This is a genomic window from Streptomyces sp. NPDC048269 (assembly GCF_040652395.1).
GTDB lineage: Bacteria > Actinomycetota > Actinomycetes > Streptomycetales > Streptomycetaceae > Streptomyces.
Map to the genome: position 1 here is coordinate 22,847 of NZ_JBEZLW010000018.1, position 20,671 is coordinate 43,517.

Sequence of the window (20,671 nt, forward strand, 5' to 3'; positions counted from 1 at the left end):
CGCCCCCACGGAAGGGTGACGGCTACGCGTCGCCGCCCGCCGGGCCCGGGTCCGCCGCCGCGACGTCCAGCAGCTGGTAGCGGTCGACGGCCTGCTTCAGCACCGAACGGTCGATCCGGCCGGCCTTGGCGAGTTCGGTGAGCGTCGCCAGGACCACCGACTGGGCATCGATGTGGAAGAACCGCCGGGCCGCACCGCGGGTGTCGGCGAAGCCGAAACCGTCCGCGCCCAGCGAGGTGTACGGACCGGGCACCCAGCGCGAGATCTGGTCCGGCACCGACCGCATCCAGTCGGAGACCGCCACGAACGGACCCTCCGCACCTGACAGCTTCCGCGTCACGTACGGAACGCGCTGCTCCTCCTCCGGGTGGAGCAGGTTGTGCTCCTCCACCTCGACGGCCTCGCGGCGCAGCTCGTTCCAGGAGGTCGCCGACCAGACGTCCGCCCGGACGTTCCAGTCGGCGGCCAGGATCCGCTGCGCCTCCAGCGCCCACGGCACCGCCACGCCCGAGGCCATGATCTGCGCCCCGATGGTGCCCGCCGTGCCCTGCGACACCCGGTGGATGCCCTTGAGGATCCCGTCCACGTCGACGTCCGCCGGCTCGGCCGGGTGCTGGATCGGCTCGTTGTAGACGGTCAGGTAGTAGAAGACGTCCTCCGACTCCGGCCCGTACATGCGCCGCAGACCGTCCTTGACGATGTGCGCGATCTCGTAGCCGTAGGCCGGGTCGTACGCGACACAGCCCGGGTTCGTCGAGGCCAGCAGCTGGGAGTGACCGTCGGCGTGCTGGAGGCCCTCACCCGTCAGGGTGGTCCGGCCGGCGGTCGCTCCGAGGACGAAACCGCGCGCCAGCTGGTCGGCCATCTGCCAGAACTGGTCACCCGTGCGCTGGAAACCGAACATCGAGTAGAAGACGTACACCGGGATCAGCGGTTCGCCGTGCGTCGCGTACGCCGAACCCGCGGCGATCAGCGAGGCCGTGCAGCCCGCCTCCGAGATGCCGTCGTGCAGCATCTGGCCGGTCGGGGACTCCTTGTACGCGAGCAGCAGGTCGCGGTCGACCGCCTCGTACTGCTGGCCCAGCGGGTTGTAGATCTTGGCGCTCGGGAAGAAGGCGTCCATACCGAAGGTGCGGTACTCGTCGGGCGCGATCAGCACGAAGCGCTTGCCGATCTCCTTGTCCCGCATCAGGTCCTTCAGGATGCGGACGAAGGCCATCGTGGTGGCGATCGACTGGTGGCCCGAGCCCTTCTTGGCGGCCGCGTACGCCGCGTCATCCGGCAGCTGCAGCGGCTTGGCGCGCACCACGCGGGTCGGCACGTAGCCGCCGAGCGAGCTGCGCTGGTCGTGCATGTACTGGATCTCGGGCGAGCCCGGGCCCGGGTGGTAGTACGGCGGCGCGCCGCTCTCCAGCTGGGCGTCCGTGATCGGGATGTGCAGGCGGTCGCGGAAGCGCTTGAGGTCGTCGACCGTCAGCTTCTTCATCTGGTGCGTCGCGTTGCGGCCCTCGAAGTTCGGGCCTAGCGTCCAGCCCTTGACCGTCTGCGCCAGGATCACCGTCGGCTGGCCCTTGTGGGCCTTGGCCGCCGCGTACGCCGCGTAGACCTTCTTGTGGTCGTGTCCGCCGCGGCCCAGGTGCTGGATCTGCTGGTCGCTCATGTTCTCGACCATCGCGCGCAGCCGCTGGTCGTCCCCGAAGAAGTGCTCGCGGATGTACGCGCCGGACTCGGTGGCATACGTCTGGAACTGCCCGTCGGGGGTGGTGTTCATCTTGTTGACCAGGATGCCGTCGCGGTCCTGGGCCAGCAGCGGGTCCCAGGAGCGGTCCCAGATCAGCTTGATGACGTTCCAGCCGGCGCCCCGGAAGATCGACTCCAGCTCCTGGATGATCTTGCCGTTGCCGCGCACCGGGCCGTCGAGGCGCTGCAGGTTGCAGTTGACGACGAAGGTCAGGTTGTCCAGGCCCTCGCGCGCGGCGATGGACAGCTGGCCGAGCGACTCCGGCTCGTCCATCTCGCCGTCACCGAGGTACGCCCATACGTGGGACTTGGAGGTGTCCGCGATCCCGCGCGCCTCCATGTACCGGTTCATCCGGGCCTGGTAGATCGCACCGAGCGGGCCGAGGCCCATCGAGACGGTCGGGAACTCCCAGAAGTCCGGCATCAGCCGCGGGTGCGGGTAGCTGGAAAGGCCGTACGGGGCCTTCGACTTCTCCTGCCGGAACGCGTCGAGCTGCTGCTCGGTGAGCCGGTCCAGGAGGTAGGCGCGGGCGTAGATGCCGGGGGACGCGTGGCCCTGGAAGAAGATCTGGTCGCCGCCGTCGCCCTCGTCCTTGCCCCGGAAGAAGTGGTTGAAGCCCACGTCGTAGAGGGAGGCGGAGGAGGCGAACGTCGCGATGTGGCCTCCGACCCCGATGCCCGGGCGCTGGGCGCGCGAGACCATCACGGCCGCGTTCCAGCGGGTGGCGTTGAGGACCTTGCGCTCGATCTCCTCGTTGCCGGGGAAGAACGGCTCGTCCTTGGTGGCGATCGTGTTGACGTAGTCCGTGCTGCGCATCTCGGGCACGGCCACGCGCTTCTCGCGGGCCCGCTCGATCAGCCGCAGCATCAGGTAGCGGGCGCGTTCACGGCCCCGCTCGTCGACCGCTGCGTCCAGGGAGTCGAGCCACTCCTGCGTCTCCTCCGGATCGAAGTCCGGGACCTGACTGGGCAGGCCGCCAATGATGATCGGATTGCGATCGGATGCGGAAGCCACGCTGTTCCTTCGCTGTCGGGGGAGTCGTGCCTTGGGTTCGCCGCCTCCCATGGTCTTACGCTCGGCCGAAATCGTCATCTCTACCACTGGGTAATCCCTGGAGACGGCAGGGAGCCACGGGAAGGGGGTCGGGGGCAGATGCGGCCACATCGCAACCTTACGCCCAAGCCGGTCACCTCCTTCGGAAGGCCGTTCGTCCCTCAAACAGGTAGGAAAGTCCTGAAGCGATGACGAATGAACCGGAATGGTGTGGGATGAATCACCCGAGGTGTATACGGAGGGGCTGAAAGTTGCGGCGAGACGGCCGCAATCGTCACCGTTTCGACGGTCTCGGCGGCCGGGTACTTGCGCGATCCGCCGCGCCCGTGTGGACTACGTCCAATGCTGCGCGTACGCGCGCCGCCAGAAGACATTCACCGAACATGAGCAGGAGGCACCCCGTGAGCGCGACCGCGGACCACGCGGAGAACCTGGCCGCCCGGCTGGGTTTCCAGTCCGAACAGGTGGTCCAGGAGATCGGCTACGACGACGACGTCGATCAGGAATTCCGTGATGTCGTTGATGGGCTCGTCGGCGAACTCGTCGACGAGGACTACGACGACGTCGCCGACGCCGTGTTGCTGTGGTTCCGGGAGGACGACGGCGACCTGGCGGACGTTCTGGTCGATGCCACCGAGCTGATCGAGGACGGCGCACTGATCCTGCTGCTGACCCCCAAGACGGGCCGCCCCGGCTACGTCGAGGCCAGCGACATCAAGGAAGCCGCGGAGACCGCCGGCCTCTCGCTGGCCAAGGGTCTCCCCGTGGGCAAGGAGTGGGGCGCCACCAAGCTGGTGACGCCCAAGACCGCCGTCAAGTCCAAGCGCTGAGCCGCGCCCCGCAGCCGAGCGGACACTTTGTCACCCCGTCGACCCCGGTCGGCGGGGTGTGTGCGTTCCCGGCGCCCGGCGTGCATAGGCTTTGCCTCACCCGAACAGCCCAACGCAGGTATGCAGGAAACGAAGGGACGCGAGAGATGGCGATCCAGGTCGGCGACAAGGCCCCGGACTTCGAGCTCAAGGACAACCACGGCGCCACCGTGCGGCTCTCCGACTTCCGGGGGGAGAAGGCCGTGGTGCTGCTCTTCTACCCCTTCGCCTTCACGGGCGTCTGCACCGGCGAGCTGTGCGAGCTGCGCGACCAGCTGCCGCGCTTCCAGAACGACGAGGTCCAGCTCCTCGCGGTTTCCAACGACTCCGTGCCGACCCTCCGGGTCTTCGGCGAGCAGGAGAACCTGGACTACCCGCTGCTGTCGGACTTCTGGCCGCACGGGGAGACCTCCCGCGCGTACGGCGTCTTCGACGAGGAGAAGGGGTGCGCGGTCCGCGGCACCTTCATCATCGACAAGGACGGCGTCGTGCGCTGGACTGTCGTCAACGGACTGCCCGACGCGCGTGACCTGAACGAGTACATCAAGGCCCTCGACAGCCTCTGAGGCCCGTCGTCGGGCGTGGGCGGCTCGTGGTCGGCTCGTCGGCCGCAGTTCCCTGCGAAAACCGCGTCCAGGCGGGAACCCGTCACTAGGATCGAAACGTTGATCCGGTAGCAACCGCACGACGGGGCCCCGCCCCACACATGAACCCAATGGAGGACCCGTGGGAGTCAGCCTCAGCAAGGGCGGCAACGTCTCGCTGACCAAGGCCGCGCCTAACCTGACGGCGGTCATCGTCGGTCTGGGCTGGGATGCTCGCACCACCACCGGTGTCGACTTCGACCTCGACGCCAGCGCGATCCTGACCAACGACCAGGGCAAGGTCGCCAGCGACGCGAACTTCGTCTTCTTCAACAACCTGAAGAGCCCCGACGGCTCGGTCGAGCACACCGGTGACAACACCACCGGTGAGGGCGAGGGCGACGACGAGGCCATCAAGGTCAACCTCGCCGGTGTCCCGGGCGATGTCGCCAAGATCGTCTTCCCGGTCTCGATCTACGAGGCCGAGAGCCGCCAGCAGAGCTTCGGTCAGGTCCGCAACGCGTACATCCGCGTGGTGAACCAGGCCGACAACACCGAGCTCGCCCGCTACGACCTCTCCGAGGACGCCTCGACCGAGACCGCCATGGTCTTCGGCGAGCTGTACCGCAACGGCGCGGAGTGGAAGTTCCGCGCCATCGGCCAGGGCTACGCCTCGGGCCTGCGCGGCATCGCGCAGGACTTCGGCGTCAACGTCTGAGCCTGAGAGCAATCACCCGTCCGGCGCCGTGCACTGTGTGTACGGCGCCGGACCGGCTTTACGGCCCGCGCGGGCCACATGGCTCGCACGGACCGCGCACGGACGCGCACGGCATAACCTGCCACACCTGCCACACCTGCCACACCGCCAGACCGCCACACCGTCGTCCGGGGAGGACCACAACATGGGCGTCACACTCGCCAAGGGGGGCAATGTCTCCCTCTCCAAGGCCGCACCGAACCTCACCCGGGTCCTGATCGGCCTCGGATGGGACGCGCGCTCGACCACGGGCGCGGACTTCGACCTCGACGCCAGCGCGCTGCTGTGCAACAGCGGCCGGGTGCTGGGGGACGAGTACTTCGTCTTCTACAACAACCTGAAGAGCCCCGAGGGCTCCGTCGAACACACGGGCGACAATCTCACCGGCGAGGGTGAGGGTGACGACGAGTCGATCATCATCGACCTCACCAAGGTGCCGGACCGTGTGGACAAGATCGTCTTCCCGGTCTCGATCCACGAGGCGGATTCGCGCCGGCAGAGCTTCGGCCAGGTCAGCAACGCTTTCATCCGCGTCGTGAACCAGGCGGACGGGCAGGAACTGGCCCGCTACGACCTCTCCGAGGACGCCTCCAGCGAGACCGCGATGATCTTCGGCGAGGTCTACCGGTACGGGGGTGAGTGGAAGTTCCGTGCGGTGGGGCAGGGGTACGCGTCGGGCCTGAGGGGCATCGCTCTAGACTTCGGGGTCAACGTTTCGTAAAGCCGTACAAGACGATGGGGTGCCAGTGGTTCTCAAAACCTTCGGCTGGTCGTTCGCAATCACTGCGCTCGGTCTGGTCGCAGCGGTGTTCTACGGGGGGTGGCAGGCTTTCGGGATCGTCGCGATCCTGTCGGTCCTTGAGATCTCGCTGTCGTTCGACAACGCGGTGGTCAACGCCGGAATCCTGAAGAAGATGAATGCCTTCTGGCAGAAGATCTTCCTCACTGTCGGTGTGCTCATCGCGGTCTTCGGCATGCGACTGGTCTTCCCCGTCGTGATCGTCGCGATCAGCGCCAAGATCGGGCCCATCGAGGCCGTCGATCTGGCCATGACCGACAAGGAAATGTACGAGCAGCTCGTCACGGACGCTCACCCGTCCATCGCCGCCTTCGGCGGCATGTTCCTCCTGATGATCTTCCTCGACTTCATCTTCGAGGACCGCGACATCAAATGGCTCGCCTGGCTGGAGCGCCCGCTCGCCAAGCTCGGCAAGGTCGACATGCTGTCCGCGTGCATCGCGCTGATCGTCCTGGTCGTCACCTCGATGACCTTCGCCACCCACGCCCACCAGCACGGCGGCGTTCACGTGGACAAGGCGCAGACCGTCCTCGTCTCCGGCGTTCTCGGCCTGATCACCTACATGATCGTCGGCGGCCTCTCCGGCTACTTCGAGAACAAGCTGGAGGAAGAGGAGGAGGCCGAGCACGAGGCCGAGGAAGAGGCGAAGAAGTCCGGCAAGCCGGTGACTGCCGTCGCCATGGCCGGCAAGGCCGCGTTCTTCATGTTCCTGTACCTCGAAGTCCTCGACGCCTCCTTCTCCTTCGACGGGGTCATCGGCGCCTTCGCCATCACCAACGACATCGTGCTCATGGCCCTCGGCCTCGGCATCGGTGCCATGTACGTCCGGTCGCTGACGGTCTACCTGGTCCGCCAGGGCACCCTCGACGACTACGTCTACCTGGAGCACGGCGCGCACTACGCCATCGGCGCCCTCGCCGTGCTCCTTCTCGTCACCATCCAGTACGAGATCAACGAGGTCATCACCGGCCTCGTCGGTGTCCTGCTGATCGCATGGTCCTTCTGGTCCTCGGTGCGTCGGAACAAGCGCCTGGAACTGGAGGGTGCCGCCGCCGAGGCATGACCGCGGCTGTAATGCGGAACGCTCAATTGCGGGGCGGCCGGGCGGGTCCACGGACCCGGCGGGCCGCCCCGCTTCCGTAGGGATCAGGGGTCCAGGGGTTCGGCGGACCAGGGGACCAAGGGATCAAGGGATCAAGGGATCAAGGGGGGTAGGGGATGGGCTTCTTCGACGGCATCATGGGCAGCCGCGCCGTGCAGTTCCAGTCGGGCAGCGCCTCGTCGAACGCGATCGAGCTGACCAAACGACATTCGACGGTCTCGCTCACCAAACAGGGGGCGGTCCACGGCAATCTGCGCGTCAACCTGTCCTGGCGCATGCGCACCTCGGACATCGGCGGCAGCTCCGGGCAGAGCGGCCAGCTCTTCCGGCACCCGTTCAAGCTGTTCAAGCCCGACATGGTGCAGGCGCACACCCAGGGCATGGTCAACGTCGACCTCGACATGGGCTGCCTCTACGAGCTCACCGACGGCACCCGCGGCGTCGTCCAGCCGCTGGGCAACCTGCTCGGCGACATCAACGACCCGCCGTACGTGAAGCTCAGCGGGGACGACAGGTTCGGCTCGGCGTCCGGCGAGACGCTCTACGTCAACCTCGACCACGCCGACGAGATCAAGCGGCTGCTGGTCTTCGTCTACATCTACGACCAGACCCCGGCCTTCGACCGGACGCACGCCCTGGTCACCCTGTTCCCGGTCACCGGGCCGCGGATCGAGATCCCCCTGGAGGAGCGGCAGCCGCAGGCCCGCTCCTGTGCGGTGGTCTCCCTGGAGCGGGTCAAGGGCGAGCTCGTGGTGCGGCGCGAGGTGAAGTTCGTGTACGGGTTCCAGGCCGAGCTGGACCGGCTGTACGGCTGGGGGCTCCAGTGGGGGCGGGGCTACAAGAGCACCAAGGCCTGACCGGGGCCCGGGGCCGGACCGCAGGCCGGGCCTGACCGGAGCCCCCGGCCTGACCCGAGGCCGGGCCTGACACGTGCCCCGGGCCGACCGGAGTCCCGGGCGGGGCTGGGGGCCCGGTGCGCGCCACCGGCCTCGCGGCCTCGGCGGTGCCGGCGATCAGCGGCCTCGCCGGCCTCGCGGCGCCTGCCCCGGAGCCGGCGGCGTCAGCGGCGGATGAACTGCGGGCCCTGCACCGGCAGCCGGAACGACGGGTCCGCGGCCGGACCCGGCACCGGGGCCGGGGACACCGGCTGCGGGTACCCGTAGGCGGGCTGGACCGGCGGCGGCGCCTGCGTGGGCGGGGCCATCGCGGCCGTCTGCTCGGAGGTGGGTCCTCCGGCGGGTCCGGCGCCGGACCCGGCCTCCGGGCTCGTGGCGGGCTCGGCGGCGTTCTCGTCGACCGAGATCCCGTGATCGGTCGCCAGCCCCACCAGCCCGTCGGAATAGCCCTCGCCCAGGGCCCGGAACTTCCACCCCTCGCCCCGGCGGTACAGCTCGCCGCAGATCAGCGCCGTCTCGGCGCCGGTCTCGGGCCGCACGTCGAAGTAGGCCAGCGGCTCGGCGCCACCGGCCGCGGTGGCGTCGTAGAGCAGGATCCGCAGGTCGCGGACCCGCTGGAAGGGGACGTCCTCGGCGGAGGCGACCACCAGGATCCGGTCCACCGCCGGGGTCACCGTCCGCAGGTCCGCCTGGACGGCGTCGGTGACCGCGTCGCCGAGCTGCTTCTTGCCGAGTCGCCACACGGCCCCCGACGGGTGCCGGGGCTGGTTGTAGAAGACGAAGTCCTCGTCCGAACGCACCCGGCCGTCAGCGCCCACCAGCAGGGCGGAGGCGTCCACGTCCGGCACCTCGGGGCCGGCCGTCCAGCGGAGCACCGCCCGGACCGCCACGGCGGCCACCGGGATGTTCGAGCCCTTCTGCATCGCGTGCGTCATGCCCGTCATCCTGCCCTCCCGGGGTGGACCGGGACAATGCGGCCCCCCGTAGGGCCTTGTCCCGAACGCGAGAGCTGGGCATGGTGCAAGAGGGTTACCTGAACTTCATGTGCTTGAGGAACTCTTGACTCACGTTCGTACGTACTATTACCGGCCACGCCAGATGGGCCGCCGAGGCAGTACGGGGGAAGCACATGCGTCACTTCGGGCACATATCGCCCACTGTCCGTAAGGACCTCTTCCACCAGGAACCGGCGGAATTCACCGGAGCCTCGCCCGCGCGTGTCCTCGCCGCGGCTCTGGGTGCCACGCTGTACAGCCCCGCCACCCGCCCCCAGCTCGCCCGGGACATCCGCAAGCAGGCCGGCCGGGGAGTCGTCTCCATGGTCCTCTGCCTGGAGGATTCCATCAGCGACGGCGACGTCGTCGCGGCGGAGGAGAACCTCGTCCGGCAGTTCGCCGAGCTCGACGCGGACACCGCCGAGCTCCCGCTGCTGTTCATCCGCGTCCGCACGCCCGAGCAGATACCCGACCTGGTGCGCCGCCTGGGCGGCTCCGCCCGGCGACTGGCCGGATTCGTACTCCCGAAGTTCGACGAGAGCAGCGGCAGCGCCTTCCTCGACGCCGTGGCCCAGGCCGAGGCCGCCTACGGCCGGGCCCGCCTGTACGCGATGCCCGTCCTGGAGACCCCGGACCTCCTGCACCTCGAAACCCGCGTCGAAACCCTCGCCGGCATCTCCCGCACGGTCAACGGCCACCGCGAGCGGGTCCTGGCCCTGCGGCTCGGCGTCACCGACTTCTGCTCCGCCTACGGCCTGCGCCGCACCCCCGACATGACCGCCTACGACGTCCAGATCGTGGCCGGCGTGATCGCGGACGTGGTCAACGTCCTCAGCCGCGCCGACGGCACCGGCTTCACCGTCACCGGACCGGTGTGGGAGTACTTCCGCAGCCAGCAGCGTCTCTTCAAGCCACAACTGCGCCGCAGCCCCTTCCTGGCGGAAGGCGTGGAGGAACTGCGCACCGCCCTGATCGAACACGACCTGGACGGCCTGCTGCGCGAGATCGAACTCGACCGGGCCAACGGACTGCTCGGCAAGACCTGCATCCACCCCGCCCACGTCACGCCCGTCCACGCACTGTCGGTGGTCTCCCACGAGGAGTTCAGCGACGCCCAGGACATCCTGCGCCCCGAGCGCGGTGGCGGCGGAGTGATGCGTTCCGTCTACACGAACAAAATGAACGAGGTGAAGCCCCACCGGGCCTGGGCCGAGCGCACCATGCTGCGCGCCGAGGTGTTCGGTGTGGCGAAGGAGGAGGTCGGCTTCGTCGACCTGCTCACGGCCGGGCTCCAGGTGTGAGCGGGCCGGTGACGACGAGGGAAGGCAAGACGATCGACACGGTGTGGTCGGGAACATGGGTCGCGGACCGGCTGGGCATCAGCCTGGAGGGCTCCGGAGGAGGGCCGCGGCTGACAGAGCTGCTCGGCCTGGCCCTGCGGCGCAACCCCAAGCGGGCCCACCTGCTGGTCTCACAGGTGCTGGGCAAGCACGTTCCGCAGTCCCCGGCGGCCGTGTACGCCGCCGGGTTCGGGCTCGGCGAGCGGGTCCGGGCCCTGCTCGGCGCGGACGGCGCCGCCTCGGCGGTGGTCCTCGGCTATGCCGAGACGGCCACCGGGCTCGGCCACTGCGTCGCGGACGGCCTGGGCCCGGTCCCCTACCTGCACTCCACCCGCCGGCCCGTGCGGGGAGTGGAGCCCGCCGGGGGCTTCGAGGAGGCCCACTCGCACGCCACCTCGCACCTGCTGTTGCCCGAGGACCCCGAGCTGCTGGCCGGCAGCGGGCCGCTGGTCCTCGTCGACGACGAATTTTCCACCGGCAACACGGTCCTGAACACCATCCGCGACCTCCACGCCCGCCATCCCCGCCCGCACTACGTGGTCGTCGCCCTCGTCGACATGCGCTCCCCGGCCGACCGCGCCCGTCTCACCGTCTTCGCCGCCGAGCTGGGTGCCCGCGTGGACCTCATATCCCTGGCCTCGGGCACGGTCACCCTCCCGGACGGCGTCCTGACCAAGGGCCAGGCGTTGGTGGAGGAGTACGAAGCCCGAACTGCTGCCCTCGCCGAGGCTCGGGGCGGGCAAATCCAGCCCCGCCCCGGTGTACCTCCCAGCGGTAGCCGGGGGAGTTCGGGGCGTGGGGTCCGGGGCGGAGCCCCCGGCCCGCAGCCGATCACGCGCATCGACCTGAACTGGCCCGCCGGAGTCCCCGACGGCGGCCGTCACGGCTTCACACCCGTCCACCGCGAAGCACTGAACGCGGCCCTGCCCGACCTGACCGCCGAGCTCACAGCCGCGCTGGGCGACCGGCCCGGCCGCATCCTCGTACTCGGCAACGAAGAGCTGATGTACGCCCCGCTGCGCCTGGCGAAGGCCCTGGAGGAGGCGGGTGCGGCCCGCGAGGTCCGCTTCTCCACCACCACCCGCTCGCCCGTGCTCGCCGTGGACGATCCCGGCTACGCCATCCGCACCCGGCTGGTCTTCCCCGCCCACGACGCCCCGGCCGACGGCCCCGGAGACCGCTACGCGTACAACGTCGCGGGCGCCGGCTTCGACGCCGTCATCGCCGTCGTCGACTCGGCCGGGGACACCCCCGAGCTGCGGTCGGGACTGCTCGCGAGCCTGGCTCCGCACACCGGCCGCGTCCTGCTGGCCGCCGTACCTTCCTACGTACCCGACCGGCAGGAGCAAAAGCCGATCATGACCGAGCCGATCACGCACGAGCCCTTGCGCGGGCCCGCGTTCTCCTCGTACGCCGCCGAGGACGTCGGCTGGCTGCTCCAGGACTTCTCCCGCGTCGAGCTGGAGGCCCCGACCGAGGAGCGCGAGGAAGCGATACAGGCGGGTGGCGCGCACTACGCCGAATCGCTGCCCGTCGAGTACCAGCCCAGCCCGCAGTACCAGGAGCTCTACCAGAGCGCCCTGACCGCCTCGGCGGCCCGCATCGCCCGCGCGGTCGGCACCGTCACCGAGACCGTCCTCGCCGAACGCTCCCCCTCCCCGGTCCTGGTCTCCCTGGCCCGGGCGGGCACTCCCGTCGGCGTGCTGATGCGCCGCTGGGCCCGGGCGCGGCACGGCCTGGACCTTCCGCACTACGCCGTCTCCATCGTGCGCGGCCGCGGCATCGACGCCAACGCCCTGCGCTGGCTGGCCGCCCACCACGACCCGGCCGACGTCGTCTTCGTCGACGGCTGGACCGGCAAGGGCGCCATCACGCGCGAGCTGACCGCCGCCCTCGCCGCCCATCAGGAAAAGGAAGGGGGCCCGGGCTTCAACCCGGAGATCGTGGTCCTCGCCGACCCCGGTTCGTGCGTGCAGACCTACGGCACCCGCGAGGACTTCCTGATCCCGTCAGCCTGCCTCAACTCCACCGTCTCCGGCCTCGTCTCGCGTACGGTGCTGAGGTCCGACCTGGTCGGGCCCGCCGACTTCCACGGCGCCAAGTTCTACCGCGAGCTCTCCGGGGCCGACGTGTCCGTCGACTTCGTCGACACGGTCGCCGCCCGCTTCGACGAGGTGGCCGACGCCGTCGGCGCCGAGGTCAAGGAGCTGCTCGCGGCCGACCGTACGCCGACCTGGGAGGGCTGGGCGGCGGTCGAGCGGATCAGCGAGGAGTACGGCATCCACGACGTGAACCTGGTCAAGCCCGGGGTCGGCGAGACCACCCGCGTGCTGCTGCGCCGAGTGCCGTGGAAGATCCTCGCGCAGCGCGGCGCGGGCGCCGACCTGGACCACGTACGGCTGCTCGCCGAGCAGCGCGGGGTCCCCGTGGAGGAGGTCGACGGGCTTCCCTACACCTGCGTCGGACTCATCCACCCCCGATTCACGCGCGGCGCCACCGGCGCCGACGGAAAGGCTGTGGCCTCGAAGTGACTGTCCTGGTAGCCAGTGATCTCGACCGTACGCTCATCTACTCGACGGCGGCCCTCGGCCTGACCATGCCCGACCCGGTGGCCCCGCGGCTGCTGTGCGTCGAGGTCCACGAGAGCAAGCCGCTGTCCTACATGACGGAGACGGCGGCGGGACTGCTGGCGGAGCTGACGGCCGACCCGTCGGTCGTCTTCGTACCGACGACGACGCGGACCCGCAAGCAGTACCAGCGGATCCGCTTCCCCGGCCGCCCGGCGCAGTACGCGATCTGTGCGAACGGCGGCCAGCTGCTGGTCGACGGGGTCCCGGACCGCGACTGGCGGCGGCAGGTCGCGGCGCGCCTGGCGGAGGAGTGTGCCCCTCTGGAGGACGTGCACGCCCACCTGCTGGCGACGGCGGACCCGGCATGGCTGCGCAAGGCACGGGTGGCGGAGGACCTGTTCGCGTACCTGGTCGTCGAGCGGGCCCTGGTGCCCGACGAATGGCTCAAGTCCCTGGCCGAGTGGTCGCAGGCGCGCGGCTGGACGGTCTCCCTCCAGGGCCGCAAGATCTACGCCGTGCCGCGCCCGCTGACCAAGAGCGCGGCGATGCACGAGGTGGCCCGCCGGACGGGCGCCACGACCACCCTCGCCGCCGGCGACTCGCTCCTGGACGCCGACCTGCTGCTGGCGGCGGACGCGGCCTGGCGCCCGGGCCACGGCGAGCTGGCGGACGCGGCCTGGACGGCGCCGTCGGTGACCGCGCTGGCCGCGGCCGGCGTCCTGGCCGGTGAGGAAATCGTCCGCGAATTCGGCCGGACGGTTGCGACACTGACCGCATGACCAAGGGCAACAGCACCAAGATCACTGACGAGCTCTACCGGTACATGCTCGACCACAACCCCCCGCTGGACCAGTACCAGCGGGGGCTGGTGGAGACGACGTACGCCCAGTTCCCGGACGTCGCCGGGATGCAGTCGGCGGAGGAACAGGGGCCGCTGCTGGCCTTCCTCGTCCGGCTGACGGGCGCCCGCCACATCGTGGAGGTGGGCACCTTCACCGGCTTCTCGGCCCTGTCGATGGCGCAGGCGCTGCCCGCGGACGGCCGCCTCGTCACCTGCGACGTCTCCGAGGAGTGGACGGCCTACGGCAAGTCGGCCTGGGCGGCGGCGGGCGTCGCGGACCGCATCGAGCTGCGCATCGCCCCGGCGCTGGACACGCTCCGTGCGATGCCCGCGGAACCGCACGTCGACATGGCCTACGTGGACGCGGACAAGGAGAGCCAGATCGCCTACTGGGAGGAGCTCGTGCCGAGGCTGCGTCCGGGCGGCCTGATCGTCACGGACAACACCCTGTTCCACGGCACGGTCCTCGACGAGTCGGCCACCGGCTCGGCGGCCGGTGTCCGCGCCTTCAACGAACACGTCGCGGCGGACTCCCGCATGGAGTCCGTCATGCTGGCGATCTCGGACGGCCTGACCCTCTCGCGCAAGCGCTAGGCGGCGTCGCCCGGCTGCGTCTAGCCGCAGCCACCGCCACCGCAGCAGCCCCCGCCGCCTGCCGCCCGGGCGGGCGCGGGGGCACTGCTGGTGCCGCCCACGGCGACGGCGGAGAGCAGCTTGACGGTGTCGGCGTGCCCGGCGGGGCAGTCGGCGGGCGCGGAGGACTCGGCCATCGGCCGGCTGACCTCAAAGGTGTCGTCGCAGGTCCGGCAGCGGAATTCGTATCGAGGCATGCGGCCAGGTTAACGGCGGCGGGACGATTTATGGCAGGGTGCGGCCGGGCGGAGGTCGCGGGGCGCGGGCCGGAGGGGGGAGGGCGCGGGCCGGAGGGGGGAGGGTGCGGGCCGGAGGGGGCGGGGCGCGGAGTCCTAGAGGCGTCTCCCGCTCCCACTCCCGCTTCCGCTCCGTGTCGCCACCCGCTGCTCCCGGGCCGCCGCCTCGGGGTGGCGGGCCTGCCAGTACGGATTGTCGTGCGGCAGCGCGCTGCCCACCCGCCCGTACATCCCGAACCACATCAGCATCACGCCGACGACGAAACTGAACAGCACGTTCGGGATCTTGAAGGCCAGGAAGTTGAAACTGCTGTCCAGCAGGGCGAGATTGGCGAATCCGCTCAGGATGAACGCCACCCCGAGCACGATGTTCAGGGTGGAGGCGAAGGTCTTGCCGATCAATGTCCCGATGAACAGCACCCCGCCGATGCAGATCGACAGGACACTCAGCGCGCCGTTGGTGTTCAGGGCGAGCACCGTGTCTCCACCGGTGTCGAAGAACCCGATCCGGTGGATGAGCCCCAGGATGCCGAAGGCGACCAGCAGCAGACCGGTCAGGCCGGCCCCGCTCCGGTAGACCTTGCTGAGCTTGTGATCGGTGGGCAGATGCTCGTCGAGCCGGGCATTGACGGGATGCAGAAGGCGTCGCAGTCTCCCGTGGGGGACCTGGGGTGCGTGGGACGCGTAGGGCTCATGGGCTACGTACGGCGCATAGTGCTCGTGGGGTTCATGGCACCCGTAGAGGGCGTGAGGCGCGTACGACTCATGCGGCACAGGAGGTGCCTGGGGTACGCGGTGCGCACGAGGCCTGTGGAAAGTGTGGGCAGCCATACCACCCTCCTCTGCTCCGTTCCCGGCACCTCCAGCATCCGCCGATGCCCACCCCGGGACAAGTCCGGCCTCACCCGACGGCTCGGTCGCCCCGGATGTCCGCCACCACCCGGCCCACCGCCACCCGGACCTCCTCCATCTCCTGGAGGAAATGCCAGTAGTCCGGGTGCCGTCCCTCCAGCTCCGCCAGCGCCCGGTCCACCCGGGCCACCGACTCGTCCAGCGGCCGCGCGTGCCGCGGATCCGGCACGCTGCGGCCCGCCATCGCCAGCCGCTGCGCATCCCGGATCGCGAACCGGGTCCGGTCCACCTCGTCCCGCGGGTTCCGCGCCACCGCCTCCAGCCGCGTCAGCCGGTCCTGCGCCGCCGACACCGCCTCGTCCGTCGCCTCCAGCGAAGCCCGTACCCCGTCGATCAGCACCCCCACGTCGGCCCAGCGCTGCTCGTCGCGCGCCCGGGACGCCTCCTTGAGACGGTCCTCCGCCTGCGCGACATCCCGTACCGCCTGGTCGGGGACGTGCTGCAGGTCCTGCCAGCACGCCGCGCTGAACCGCCGGCGCAGCTCGCTCAGGACCGGATCCACCCGGTCCGCCCGGTTGCGCAGCGCCTGGGCCCGCGTCCGCAGGCTCACCAGCCGCCGGTCGATCTCCGCGGCCCGCTCCGGCAGCCGCGCCGCCTCCGCCCGCACGCCCTCGGCGTCCCGCAGGATCCGGTCGGCGCGCTGCACGGTCTCCTGCACCCCGTGCTGGGCCGCACCCTGGTTCAGCTTGGTCAGCTCCGGCCCCAGCGCGGCCAGCCGCGCCGCCAGGTCATCGGCTCGCATCCCCTTGGCCCGTACTGCATCCAGCGCGTCACTGGCCGCCAGCAGCGCCGCCTTCGCCCGCTCCCGGGCCGGCGCGACCCGCGCGAGCTGCGTCTCGGCCTTGTCCAGCAGCGGCTGCAGACCCTGCGCGAACCGGTCCAGCTCCGCCTTGGCCCGCACCAGCTCGTCACGCGCCCGGGTCAACTGCTCCCGGGCCTGCGTGGCGACGGAGGCCTCCAGATCCACCCGGTCCAGGTCGTGCGCGTCGACGGCCTGGATGTACACATGGCTGACCTGGTCGATCCGCTGCCCCAGCGCGGCGAACCCCTCGCTCGCCTGCCGCGCGGCGGGCGACCCGTCCGCCGCCGCGATGGTCTCGATCGAGATCCGCAGATCCCGCTGCGCGGTGTCCAGCTCGTAGAACGCGGCGGCGGCGGCATCCTTCGCCGCCTGCGCATCCGCCCGCCGACTCTCGTCCCGCCCACCAAACCAACGCCGGGATGCCGTTGTCACAATCCCTCTCCCGTACCGCGTCCGCCATGCCCCGGACCATTCTCCCCCACGGGAACGGGTTTGCGTGGGGGGTGTGCCCGCCATGTAGGCTGTCCACTCATCCACGGGTGCGTAGCTCAGGGGTAGAGCGCTGCTCTTACAAAGCAGATGTCGGCGGTTCGAAACCGTCCGCGCCCACCAGCACAAAGGCCCCCCGCCGATCTTGGCGGGGGGTCTTTTGCATCCGGATCTGACGTCAGCGGAGACGGTCACGGACGGACGGACGGGCCGTCGGCGCAGCAGCCGGTCCGTGCGCCCGAGCGCCTGGCGCTCCGTGTCCTGTCCTCCTGTGGCAGCGAGCGAACGTCCGGCGAAACCCGGGCAGTTCAGTCGCTCCACGCCCGCAGAGGTGTCCGAGCGGATGCCCGAGGTCTGCGCGAATCGGCTGCTGGATGTCCTGGACGGGGACGGGCCTCGCGTCTGGAGCCGGGACGTGCGCCAGTCCCCGGCCGCGGTCTTGACTGCGCTCGGGACGCCGCTGGTTGGGGTGGGGACGGTCGTGGCGGCTTTCCGTTGCCCAGCGACGAGCGCCCTCCCCGGGTGGGCCATGGTGGGCGGGTGGGAAGGCCCTCAGAGGTGACCAGCGTGCGGTTGTTGTGAGTTGTGGCTGACCTGGGGACCGCAGACTAGGCGGGGCGCGGGTCAGCCGGCGGAAGGAGCGGCTCGTGATGGTGCCAGATGAGGCGGCGATCCCCGTGCAGTAGTTCTGCCGAGCCCCACTCGACCCTTATGACGCCCTGCTCCAACGAGCAGGCGTACGCCACGATGATCAGCTGCAGCTCCGGCGGGAGGAGAGCCACGTCCGGATGTAAATGCTCCTCGTCGAGCTCTTCCAGGTCGAGGTCGAGTGTCAGCTGCAACGGCTTCGGGCCGTGGCGTCGGATCAGGTCGGCCCGGAGGCCATAAGCCTTCCGGAGCCGCGCTGCAGTAACCGGGACGTCCCTCTGCGCATAGCGGATCGGCAGGATGACATTGCTGCCGACGACCATCACCGTCCGGCCCTGGAGCCGTCGGGAAGCCGCCCCGTCGATCGGTTCCAGACCAGCGGCGAGCGTCTCGTACTGCGCCGCGTGGAGGCCGTGGCCATACGCTTCCTGTGTACGAGTACGGACCTCTTCATGGGCGTGACGCGCCCTGGCGTGGGCTTCCACGAGGCAGGCGGGGATCGACTCGGCCAGCCGGCCCGCCACGGCCCCGAACGTCTCAATGGCCCAGAGTGATACTGAACTCACTATGCGTTGCCCTCCCCCGTGCGTCGTCGGAACGCTGAGCTGCACCTGACCACGGTGTGTGCGTCGGGCAGGGCGTGCAAGAGTGCACGGGGGTGCAGGCAGCGCACAGTTGCGATGGCTGACCTCGCGATGTCATCAACGAGGGCGACCGCCCGTGACTCCGGGCGACCTCACAGGGGTGTCCTACGCGGGGCCGAGCGTCCCGTCGTGGGAGGCGGCACTTGGCTTCCGTGACCGGGGATGAACTGTTGAGTAAGGGCATGCCTCACATATGTGACAGGGGGCGCCTGCTGTGCTGAGCCGGTGGATGCATCCCTGGCCGCCTTGCTGGTCGGTTTCGCGGGTGTCGGCGGCACCCTGGCGTCGGGTTACCTGGCCCAACGCGCCGCCGGCGAAGTGAGGCGCTGGGAGGGTGAGCGCCAGCACCACGACAACCTTCGTGACTGCTACGTAGGCGTCAACAGCCGAGCCGTAACTGCCGTTATGCGCTGGCCGACTACCTCCAGGCGATGACCACAGACGCCTTGACGGATGAGATCCGGCAGAGAGCAGACGCTGCTTATGAACGCGCACCGGGTCCAGTACGACGAAGCGCAAATGCTGGTCTCGGACAGCGTGCTCGAGAAGGCCCGCATCGTGAACGAGGAGATCAGCATCCTCTATGCCTTGTTGCCGCGCCTCGATTCCGGCGTCCCTCAGCCGGACGACAGCATGGAGCGGGCCAGGCGACTGCTGAAGGACCTGTGGCCCCCGCTGAAAGCCATGCGGCAGACCATGCGGCTCGATCTCGGTGTCGATGGGGCACACCGGCGCCCGCCGTTGACGCAGAGGGCACGACCGTCCTGGTCGGCGGCCGGGCTCAGACGTCGCCGGCCGAGCCTGCGGACGTCGAGATCCACTGCGCGAGGACGGAAGTCGCAGCGCTGGGGTTACCAGGGCTTGGGCGGGCAGGCCGTCCCGCTGCGCGACGACCGGCGGGCCGCCGAGACGGTCCAGCAGGCCATCGGGCTGCTGGACGACGTCGCGGGCCCGGGGCTCGGGAGCCGGCTCCAGGCCGGATTGATCATGAAATTGTCCGGGCCGAGCTGCCTCGACAGCGGGATAGTAGGAGTATGTGCCGCTCGATCAAGACCCTGCGCCCGCCGTCGATCCCCGAGAAGGCCACCGAGGAGGAGATCCGCGCCGCCGCGCTGCAGTACGTGCGCAAGGTGTCCGGCTTCAGGGCGCCCGCCGCGCACAACCGCGAGGTGTTCGAGGCGTCCGTGGACGCCGTCGCCGAGGCCACCCGGCTGCTCCTCGACGGGCTGCAGGTCCGCGGTCAGGCCGCCACCGCCTGACCCGGGCCTACGGCCTCCCGCGGGTCGGGAGGTCAGGCGGACGCGCGGCGTCGCAGCACCCATACCCCGGCGCCGAGCGCGCCCGCGACGAGGACGCCGCCCACGGCGATCTGACCCGTGCTCACGGAGGCGATGCTGCCGCCCGTACCGCCGCGCGCGCCGCCCGGGGCGACGTTCAGCGCGACCGTGACGCGCTCACCACCCGGGCCGCCGCACTCGAAGGTGACGCGGTGCGTCCCCTGGACGGCGTTGCGGTAGACGGTGGCGTTGCCGAAGAGGTTGGTGGCCCCCGCATTGCCGGGGGTCAGGCTCACCTCCCCGAAGGCACTGGAAGAGGCCCGGCCGGTCCTGGTTCCGCAGCCCGCGACGTTGAGGGAGACACGGCCGCCCGGGGCGACCGTGCTGGGGGAGACGGTGGCGGTGGGGGCGGCGTAGGCCAGTGCGGCGGGAGTGGCGGCGGCAATGGCGAGTGAGGCGGCCGCGACGGCCAGCAGGCGGTGCGGTGCGGCGGACCGCTGGGCCCACCGCGGGGCCGGCCGGCGGCCGGGCGGCCGGGCGGGCGGCTGGGCGAGAGGTGAGTCGGGGAGGGCGACGGGCGGCGTGACAGGCGGCTTGGCGGGCATGGAGAGAACTCCTCGGGCTCCTCGAAACGGCGCGGCCAGGGCACGGGTGTGACGCGGATTCGGTTGCGCACCGTGCTGTGGACGCTAGGAGCCCGGCCCGCGCGCGGCGATCGGGGCCGGGTGAACGGGTGAGTCACTGCTCCATCAGAGGGAGTACGTCCCCACAGGGCCGTGCTTACGCGACCTGCGCCGCCGCGGACGAGGCCGGACGGCCGACGAGGAAGGCCGCCAGCGCGCCCGCCGCGAACAGGGCGACGACGGAAACGGCCGTCCCCAGCCACTGGGTACCGAGCCACTGAGTGCCGAAATAGCCCAGCGCCACGCTGTACCCCGCCCAGGCCATGCCCGCCAGAACCGACCAGGGAAGGAACTCCGTCACCTTGCGGTGCGTCTTGCCCGCGCCCAGCGACACCACCGAGCGGCCGGCCGGAGCGAAGCGGGCGATGACCACCAGGGTGCCGCCGCCGCGGGCCAGAGCCGTACCGAGCCGCTCATGGGCCCGGGTCAGCCGACGGGAGCGGGCGATGGCCCGGTCCAGCCGGGCACCACCGCGCCGGGCCAGCCGGAACGCAGCCATGTCCCCCAGCACCGAGGCGGTCGTGGCGATCACGAGCAGAGCCAGGATGTCCGGCACCTGCTCGGGCACGGCCACCGGCCCCGCCGCTCCCGCGGCCGCCGCGGCCGCCGCAGCGGTGATCACGAGAACCCCGCTCGGCAGTACCGGAAGGAAAACGTCGAGCACGACGGACACCGCCACCACGGCGTAGATCCATGGGCTCGCGGTCAGCGACCCCAGAGTCTCAAACAAGGCGGGACTCCCCAGTCCGGTTGACGTGCAGCGGCATGAAGCGCCGCGACGTCGCGGGGGAGCGGCAGGA

19 protein-coding genes, 1 tRNA gene and 1 pseudogene are annotated in these 20,671 nt (G+C 70.4%); 13 read left to right on the top strand and 8 right to left on the bottom strand.

The genetic code is table 11. From position 1 onward, the window contains the following. Positions 1–22: 22 nt before the first annotated feature. Positions 23–2,755 carry a pyruvate dehydrogenase (acetyl-transferring), homodimeric type gene (gene aceE / locus AB0D48_RS20790; RefSeq protein ID WP_362398658.1) on the bottom strand — a complete coding sequence of 911 codons (2,733 nt, stop codon included), beginning with the start codon at positions 2,753–2,755 and terminating at the stop codon, positions 23–25. 440 nt (positions 2,756–3,195) lie between these two features. Between aceE and AB0D48_RS20795 the strand changes: the two genes are divergently transcribed. The 6 genes from AB0D48_RS20795 to AB0D48_RS20820 all read left to right on the top strand — a co-directional run bounded on the left by AB0D48_RS20795 (position 3,196) and on the right by AB0D48_RS20820 (position 7,762). Beyond that, on the top strand, positions 3,196–3,624 hold the full coding sequence (locus tag AB0D48_RS20795; RefSeq protein ID WP_362398661.1) for a DUF3052 domain-containing protein: 429 nt from the start codon (positions 3,196–3,198) through the stop codon (positions 3,622–3,624). Between the two features lie 146 nt (positions 3,625–3,770). Further along, positions 3,771–4,229: a peroxiredoxin gene (locus tag AB0D48_RS20800; RefSeq protein ID WP_362398663.1), complete on the top strand. Its 459-nt coding sequence runs from the start codon at positions 3,771–3,773 to the stop codon at positions 4,227–4,229. 160 nt (positions 4,230–4,389) lie between these two features. Next, entirely contained in the window at positions 4,390–4,965 is a 576-nt protein-coding gene (locus tag AB0D48_RS20805) for a TerD family protein (RefSeq protein ID WP_266788238.1), read from the top strand. Positions 4,966–5,149: 184 nt separating this feature from the next. Further along, positions 5,150–5,725: a TerD family protein gene (locus AB0D48_RS20810; RefSeq protein WP_362398667.1), complete on the top strand. Its 576-nt coding sequence runs from the start codon at positions 5,150–5,152 to the stop codon at positions 5,723–5,725. Positions 5,726–5,750: 25 nt separating this feature from the next. After that, positions 5,751–6,866: a DUF475 domain-containing protein gene (locus AB0D48_RS20815; protein WP_362398670.1), complete on the top strand. Its 1,116-nt coding sequence runs from the start codon at positions 5,751–5,753 to the stop codon at positions 6,864–6,866. Between the two features lie 155 nt (positions 6,867–7,021). After that, positions 7,022–7,762 (top strand): Tellurium resistance, encoded by a 741-nt coding sequence (locus AB0D48_RS20820; RefSeq protein WP_362398673.1) that lies wholly within the window; start codon positions 7,022–7,024, stop codon positions 7,760–7,762. A 203-nt stretch (positions 7,763–7,965) separates the two neighbouring features. Here the strand turns inward: AB0D48_RS20820 and AB0D48_RS20825 are convergent, their stop codons facing one another. After that, the gene (locus AB0D48_RS20825) at positions 7,966–8,736 is read right to left on the bottom strand and encodes a TerD family protein (protein ID WP_362398940.1); all 771 of its coding nucleotides are present in this window, start codon (positions 8,734–8,736) and stop codon (positions 7,966–7,968) included. A 194-nt stretch (positions 8,737–8,930) separates the two neighbouring features. Here AB0D48_RS20825 and AB0D48_RS20830 point away from each other — a divergent pair, with 194 nt between their 5' ends. Genes AB0D48_RS20830 through AB0D48_RS20845 form a run of 4 tightly spaced genes read left to right on the top strand, consistent with a single transcriptional unit; the run spans position 8,931 to position 14,141 of the window. Next, positions 8,931–10,097: an HpcH/HpaI aldolase/citrate lyase family protein gene (locus AB0D48_RS20830; RefSeq protein WP_362398676.1), complete on the top strand. Its 1,167-nt coding sequence runs from the start codon at positions 8,931–8,933 to the stop codon at positions 10,095–10,097. Between the two features lie 32 nt (positions 10,098–10,129). Further along, positions 10,130–12,667 carry a phosphoribosyltransferase gene (locus AB0D48_RS20835; protein ID WP_362398943.1) on the top strand — a complete coding sequence of 846 codons (2,538 nt, stop codon included), beginning with the start codon at positions 10,130–10,132 and terminating at the stop codon, positions 12,665–12,667. Beyond that, on the top strand, positions 12,664–13,485 hold the full coding sequence (locus tag AB0D48_RS20840) for an HAD family hydrolase (protein WP_362398679.1): 822 nt from the start codon (positions 12,664–12,666) through the stop codon (positions 13,483–13,485). The genes AB0D48_RS20835 and AB0D48_RS20840 overlap by 4 nt, the downstream gene beginning before the upstream one ends. Continuing rightward, entirely contained in the window at positions 13,482–14,141 is a 660-nt protein-coding gene (locus tag AB0D48_RS20845) for an O-methyltransferase (RefSeq protein WP_362398681.1), read from the top strand. The genes AB0D48_RS20840 and AB0D48_RS20845 overlap by 4 nt, the downstream gene beginning before the upstream one ends. A 20-nt stretch (positions 14,142–14,161) precedes the next feature. Here the strand turns inward: AB0D48_RS20845 and AB0D48_RS20850 are convergent, their stop codons facing one another. From AB0D48_RS20850 to AB0D48_RS20860, 3 genes are all read right to left on the bottom strand, one after another. Continuing rightward, complete coding sequence (locus tag AB0D48_RS20850) at positions 14,162–14,377, bottom strand: zinc ribbon domain-containing protein (protein WP_362398684.1); 216 nt, start codon at positions 14,375–14,377, stop codon at positions 14,162–14,164. A 135-nt stretch (positions 14,378–14,512) separates the two neighbouring features. After that, complete coding sequence (locus tag AB0D48_RS20855; RefSeq protein ID WP_362398687.1) at positions 14,513–15,190, bottom strand: DUF4383 domain-containing protein; 678 nt, start codon at positions 15,188–15,190, stop codon at positions 14,513–14,515. A gap of 127 nt (positions 15,191–15,317) precedes the next feature. After that, a complete protein-coding gene (locus AB0D48_RS20860) occupies positions 15,318–16,646 on the bottom strand; it encodes a hypothetical protein (protein WP_362398690.1) in 1,329 nt (442 codons plus the stop codon). Between the two features lie 21 nt (positions 16,647–16,667). Here AB0D48_RS20860 and AB0D48_RS20865 point away from each other — a divergent pair. Together AB0D48_RS20865 and AB0D48_RS20870 are read left to right on the top strand one after the other, a co-directional pair. Further along, positions 16,668–16,742, top strand: a tRNA-Val gene (locus AB0D48_RS20865). A gap of 196 nt (positions 16,743–16,938) precedes the next feature. Beyond that, a pseudogene (locus tag AB0D48_RS20870) lies at positions 16,939–17,043 on the top strand (NUDIX hydrolase); the annotation flags it as partial. A gap of 184 nt (positions 17,044–17,227) precedes the next feature. On the opposite strand, the gene AB0D48_RS20875 reads toward AB0D48_RS20870, so the two are convergent. Beyond that, positions 17,228–17,791: a hypothetical protein gene (locus AB0D48_RS20875; RefSeq protein ID WP_362398693.1), complete on the bottom strand. Its 564-nt coding sequence runs from the start codon at positions 17,789–17,791 to the stop codon at positions 17,228–17,230. 1,154 nt (positions 17,792–18,945) lie between these two features. Between AB0D48_RS20875 and AB0D48_RS20880 the strand changes: the two genes are divergently transcribed. Further along, positions 18,946–19,170: a DUF2277 domain-containing protein gene (locus AB0D48_RS20880; RefSeq protein ID WP_362398696.1), complete on the top strand. Its 225-nt coding sequence runs from the start codon at positions 18,946–18,948 to the stop codon at positions 19,168–19,170. Positions 19,171–19,202: 32 nt separating this feature from the next. Here the strand turns inward: AB0D48_RS20880 and AB0D48_RS20885 are convergent, their stop codons facing one another. Then, positions 19,203–19,793 carry a hypothetical protein gene (locus AB0D48_RS20885; protein ID WP_362398699.1) on the bottom strand — a complete coding sequence of 197 codons (591 nt, stop codon included), beginning with the start codon at positions 19,791–19,793 and terminating at the stop codon, positions 19,203–19,205. A gap of 175 nt (positions 19,794–19,968) precedes the next feature. Further along, positions 19,969–20,601: a VTT domain-containing protein gene (locus AB0D48_RS20890; RefSeq protein WP_362398702.1), complete on the bottom strand. Its 633-nt coding sequence runs from the start codon at positions 20,599–20,601 to the stop codon at positions 19,969–19,971. Positions 20,602–20,671: the final 70 nt, after the last annotated feature.

Excerpts from the sequence above, each read along its gene's own strand:
- AB0D48_RS20825 (WP_362398940.1), bottom strand. The coding sequence starts at position 8,736 with ATGACGCACGCGATGCAGAAGGGCTCGAACATCCCGGTGGCCGCCGTG.
- AB0D48_RS20860 (WP_362398690.1), bottom strand. The coding sequence starts at position 16,646 with ATGGCGGGCACACCCCCCACGCAAACCCGTTCCCGTGGGGGAGAATGG.
- AB0D48_RS20810 (WP_362398667.1), top strand. The coding sequence starts at position 5,150 with ATGGGCGTCACACTCGCCAAGGGGGGCAATGTCTCCCTCTCCAAGGCC.
- AB0D48_RS20845 (WP_362398681.1), top strand. The coding sequence starts at position 13,482 with ATGACCAAGGGCAACAGCACCAAGATCACTGACGAGCTCTACCGGTAC.
- AB0D48_RS20830 (WP_362398676.1), top strand. The coding sequence starts at position 8,931 with ATGCGTCACTTCGGGCACATATCGCCCACTGTCCGTAAGGACCTCTTC.
- AB0D48_RS20880 (WP_362398696.1), top strand. The coding sequence starts at position 18,946 with ATGTGCCGCTCGATCAAGACCCTGCGCCCGCCGTCGATCCCCGAGAAG.
- AB0D48_RS20820 (WP_362398673.1), top strand. The coding sequence starts at position 7,022 with ATGGGCTTCTTCGACGGCATCATGGGCAGCCGCGCCGTGCAGTTCCAG.
- AB0D48_RS20800 (WP_362398663.1), top strand. The coding sequence starts at position 3,771 with ATGGCGATCCAGGTCGGCGACAAGGCCCCGGACTTCGAGCTCAAGGAC.
- AB0D48_RS20885 (WP_362398699.1), bottom strand. The coding sequence starts at position 19,793 with ATGCCCGCCAAGCCGCCTGTCACGCCGCCCGTCGCCCTCCCCGACTCA.
- AB0D48_RS20850 (WP_362398684.1), bottom strand. The coding sequence starts at position 14,377 with ATGCCTCGATACGAATTCCGCTGCCGGACCTGCGACGACACCTTTGAG.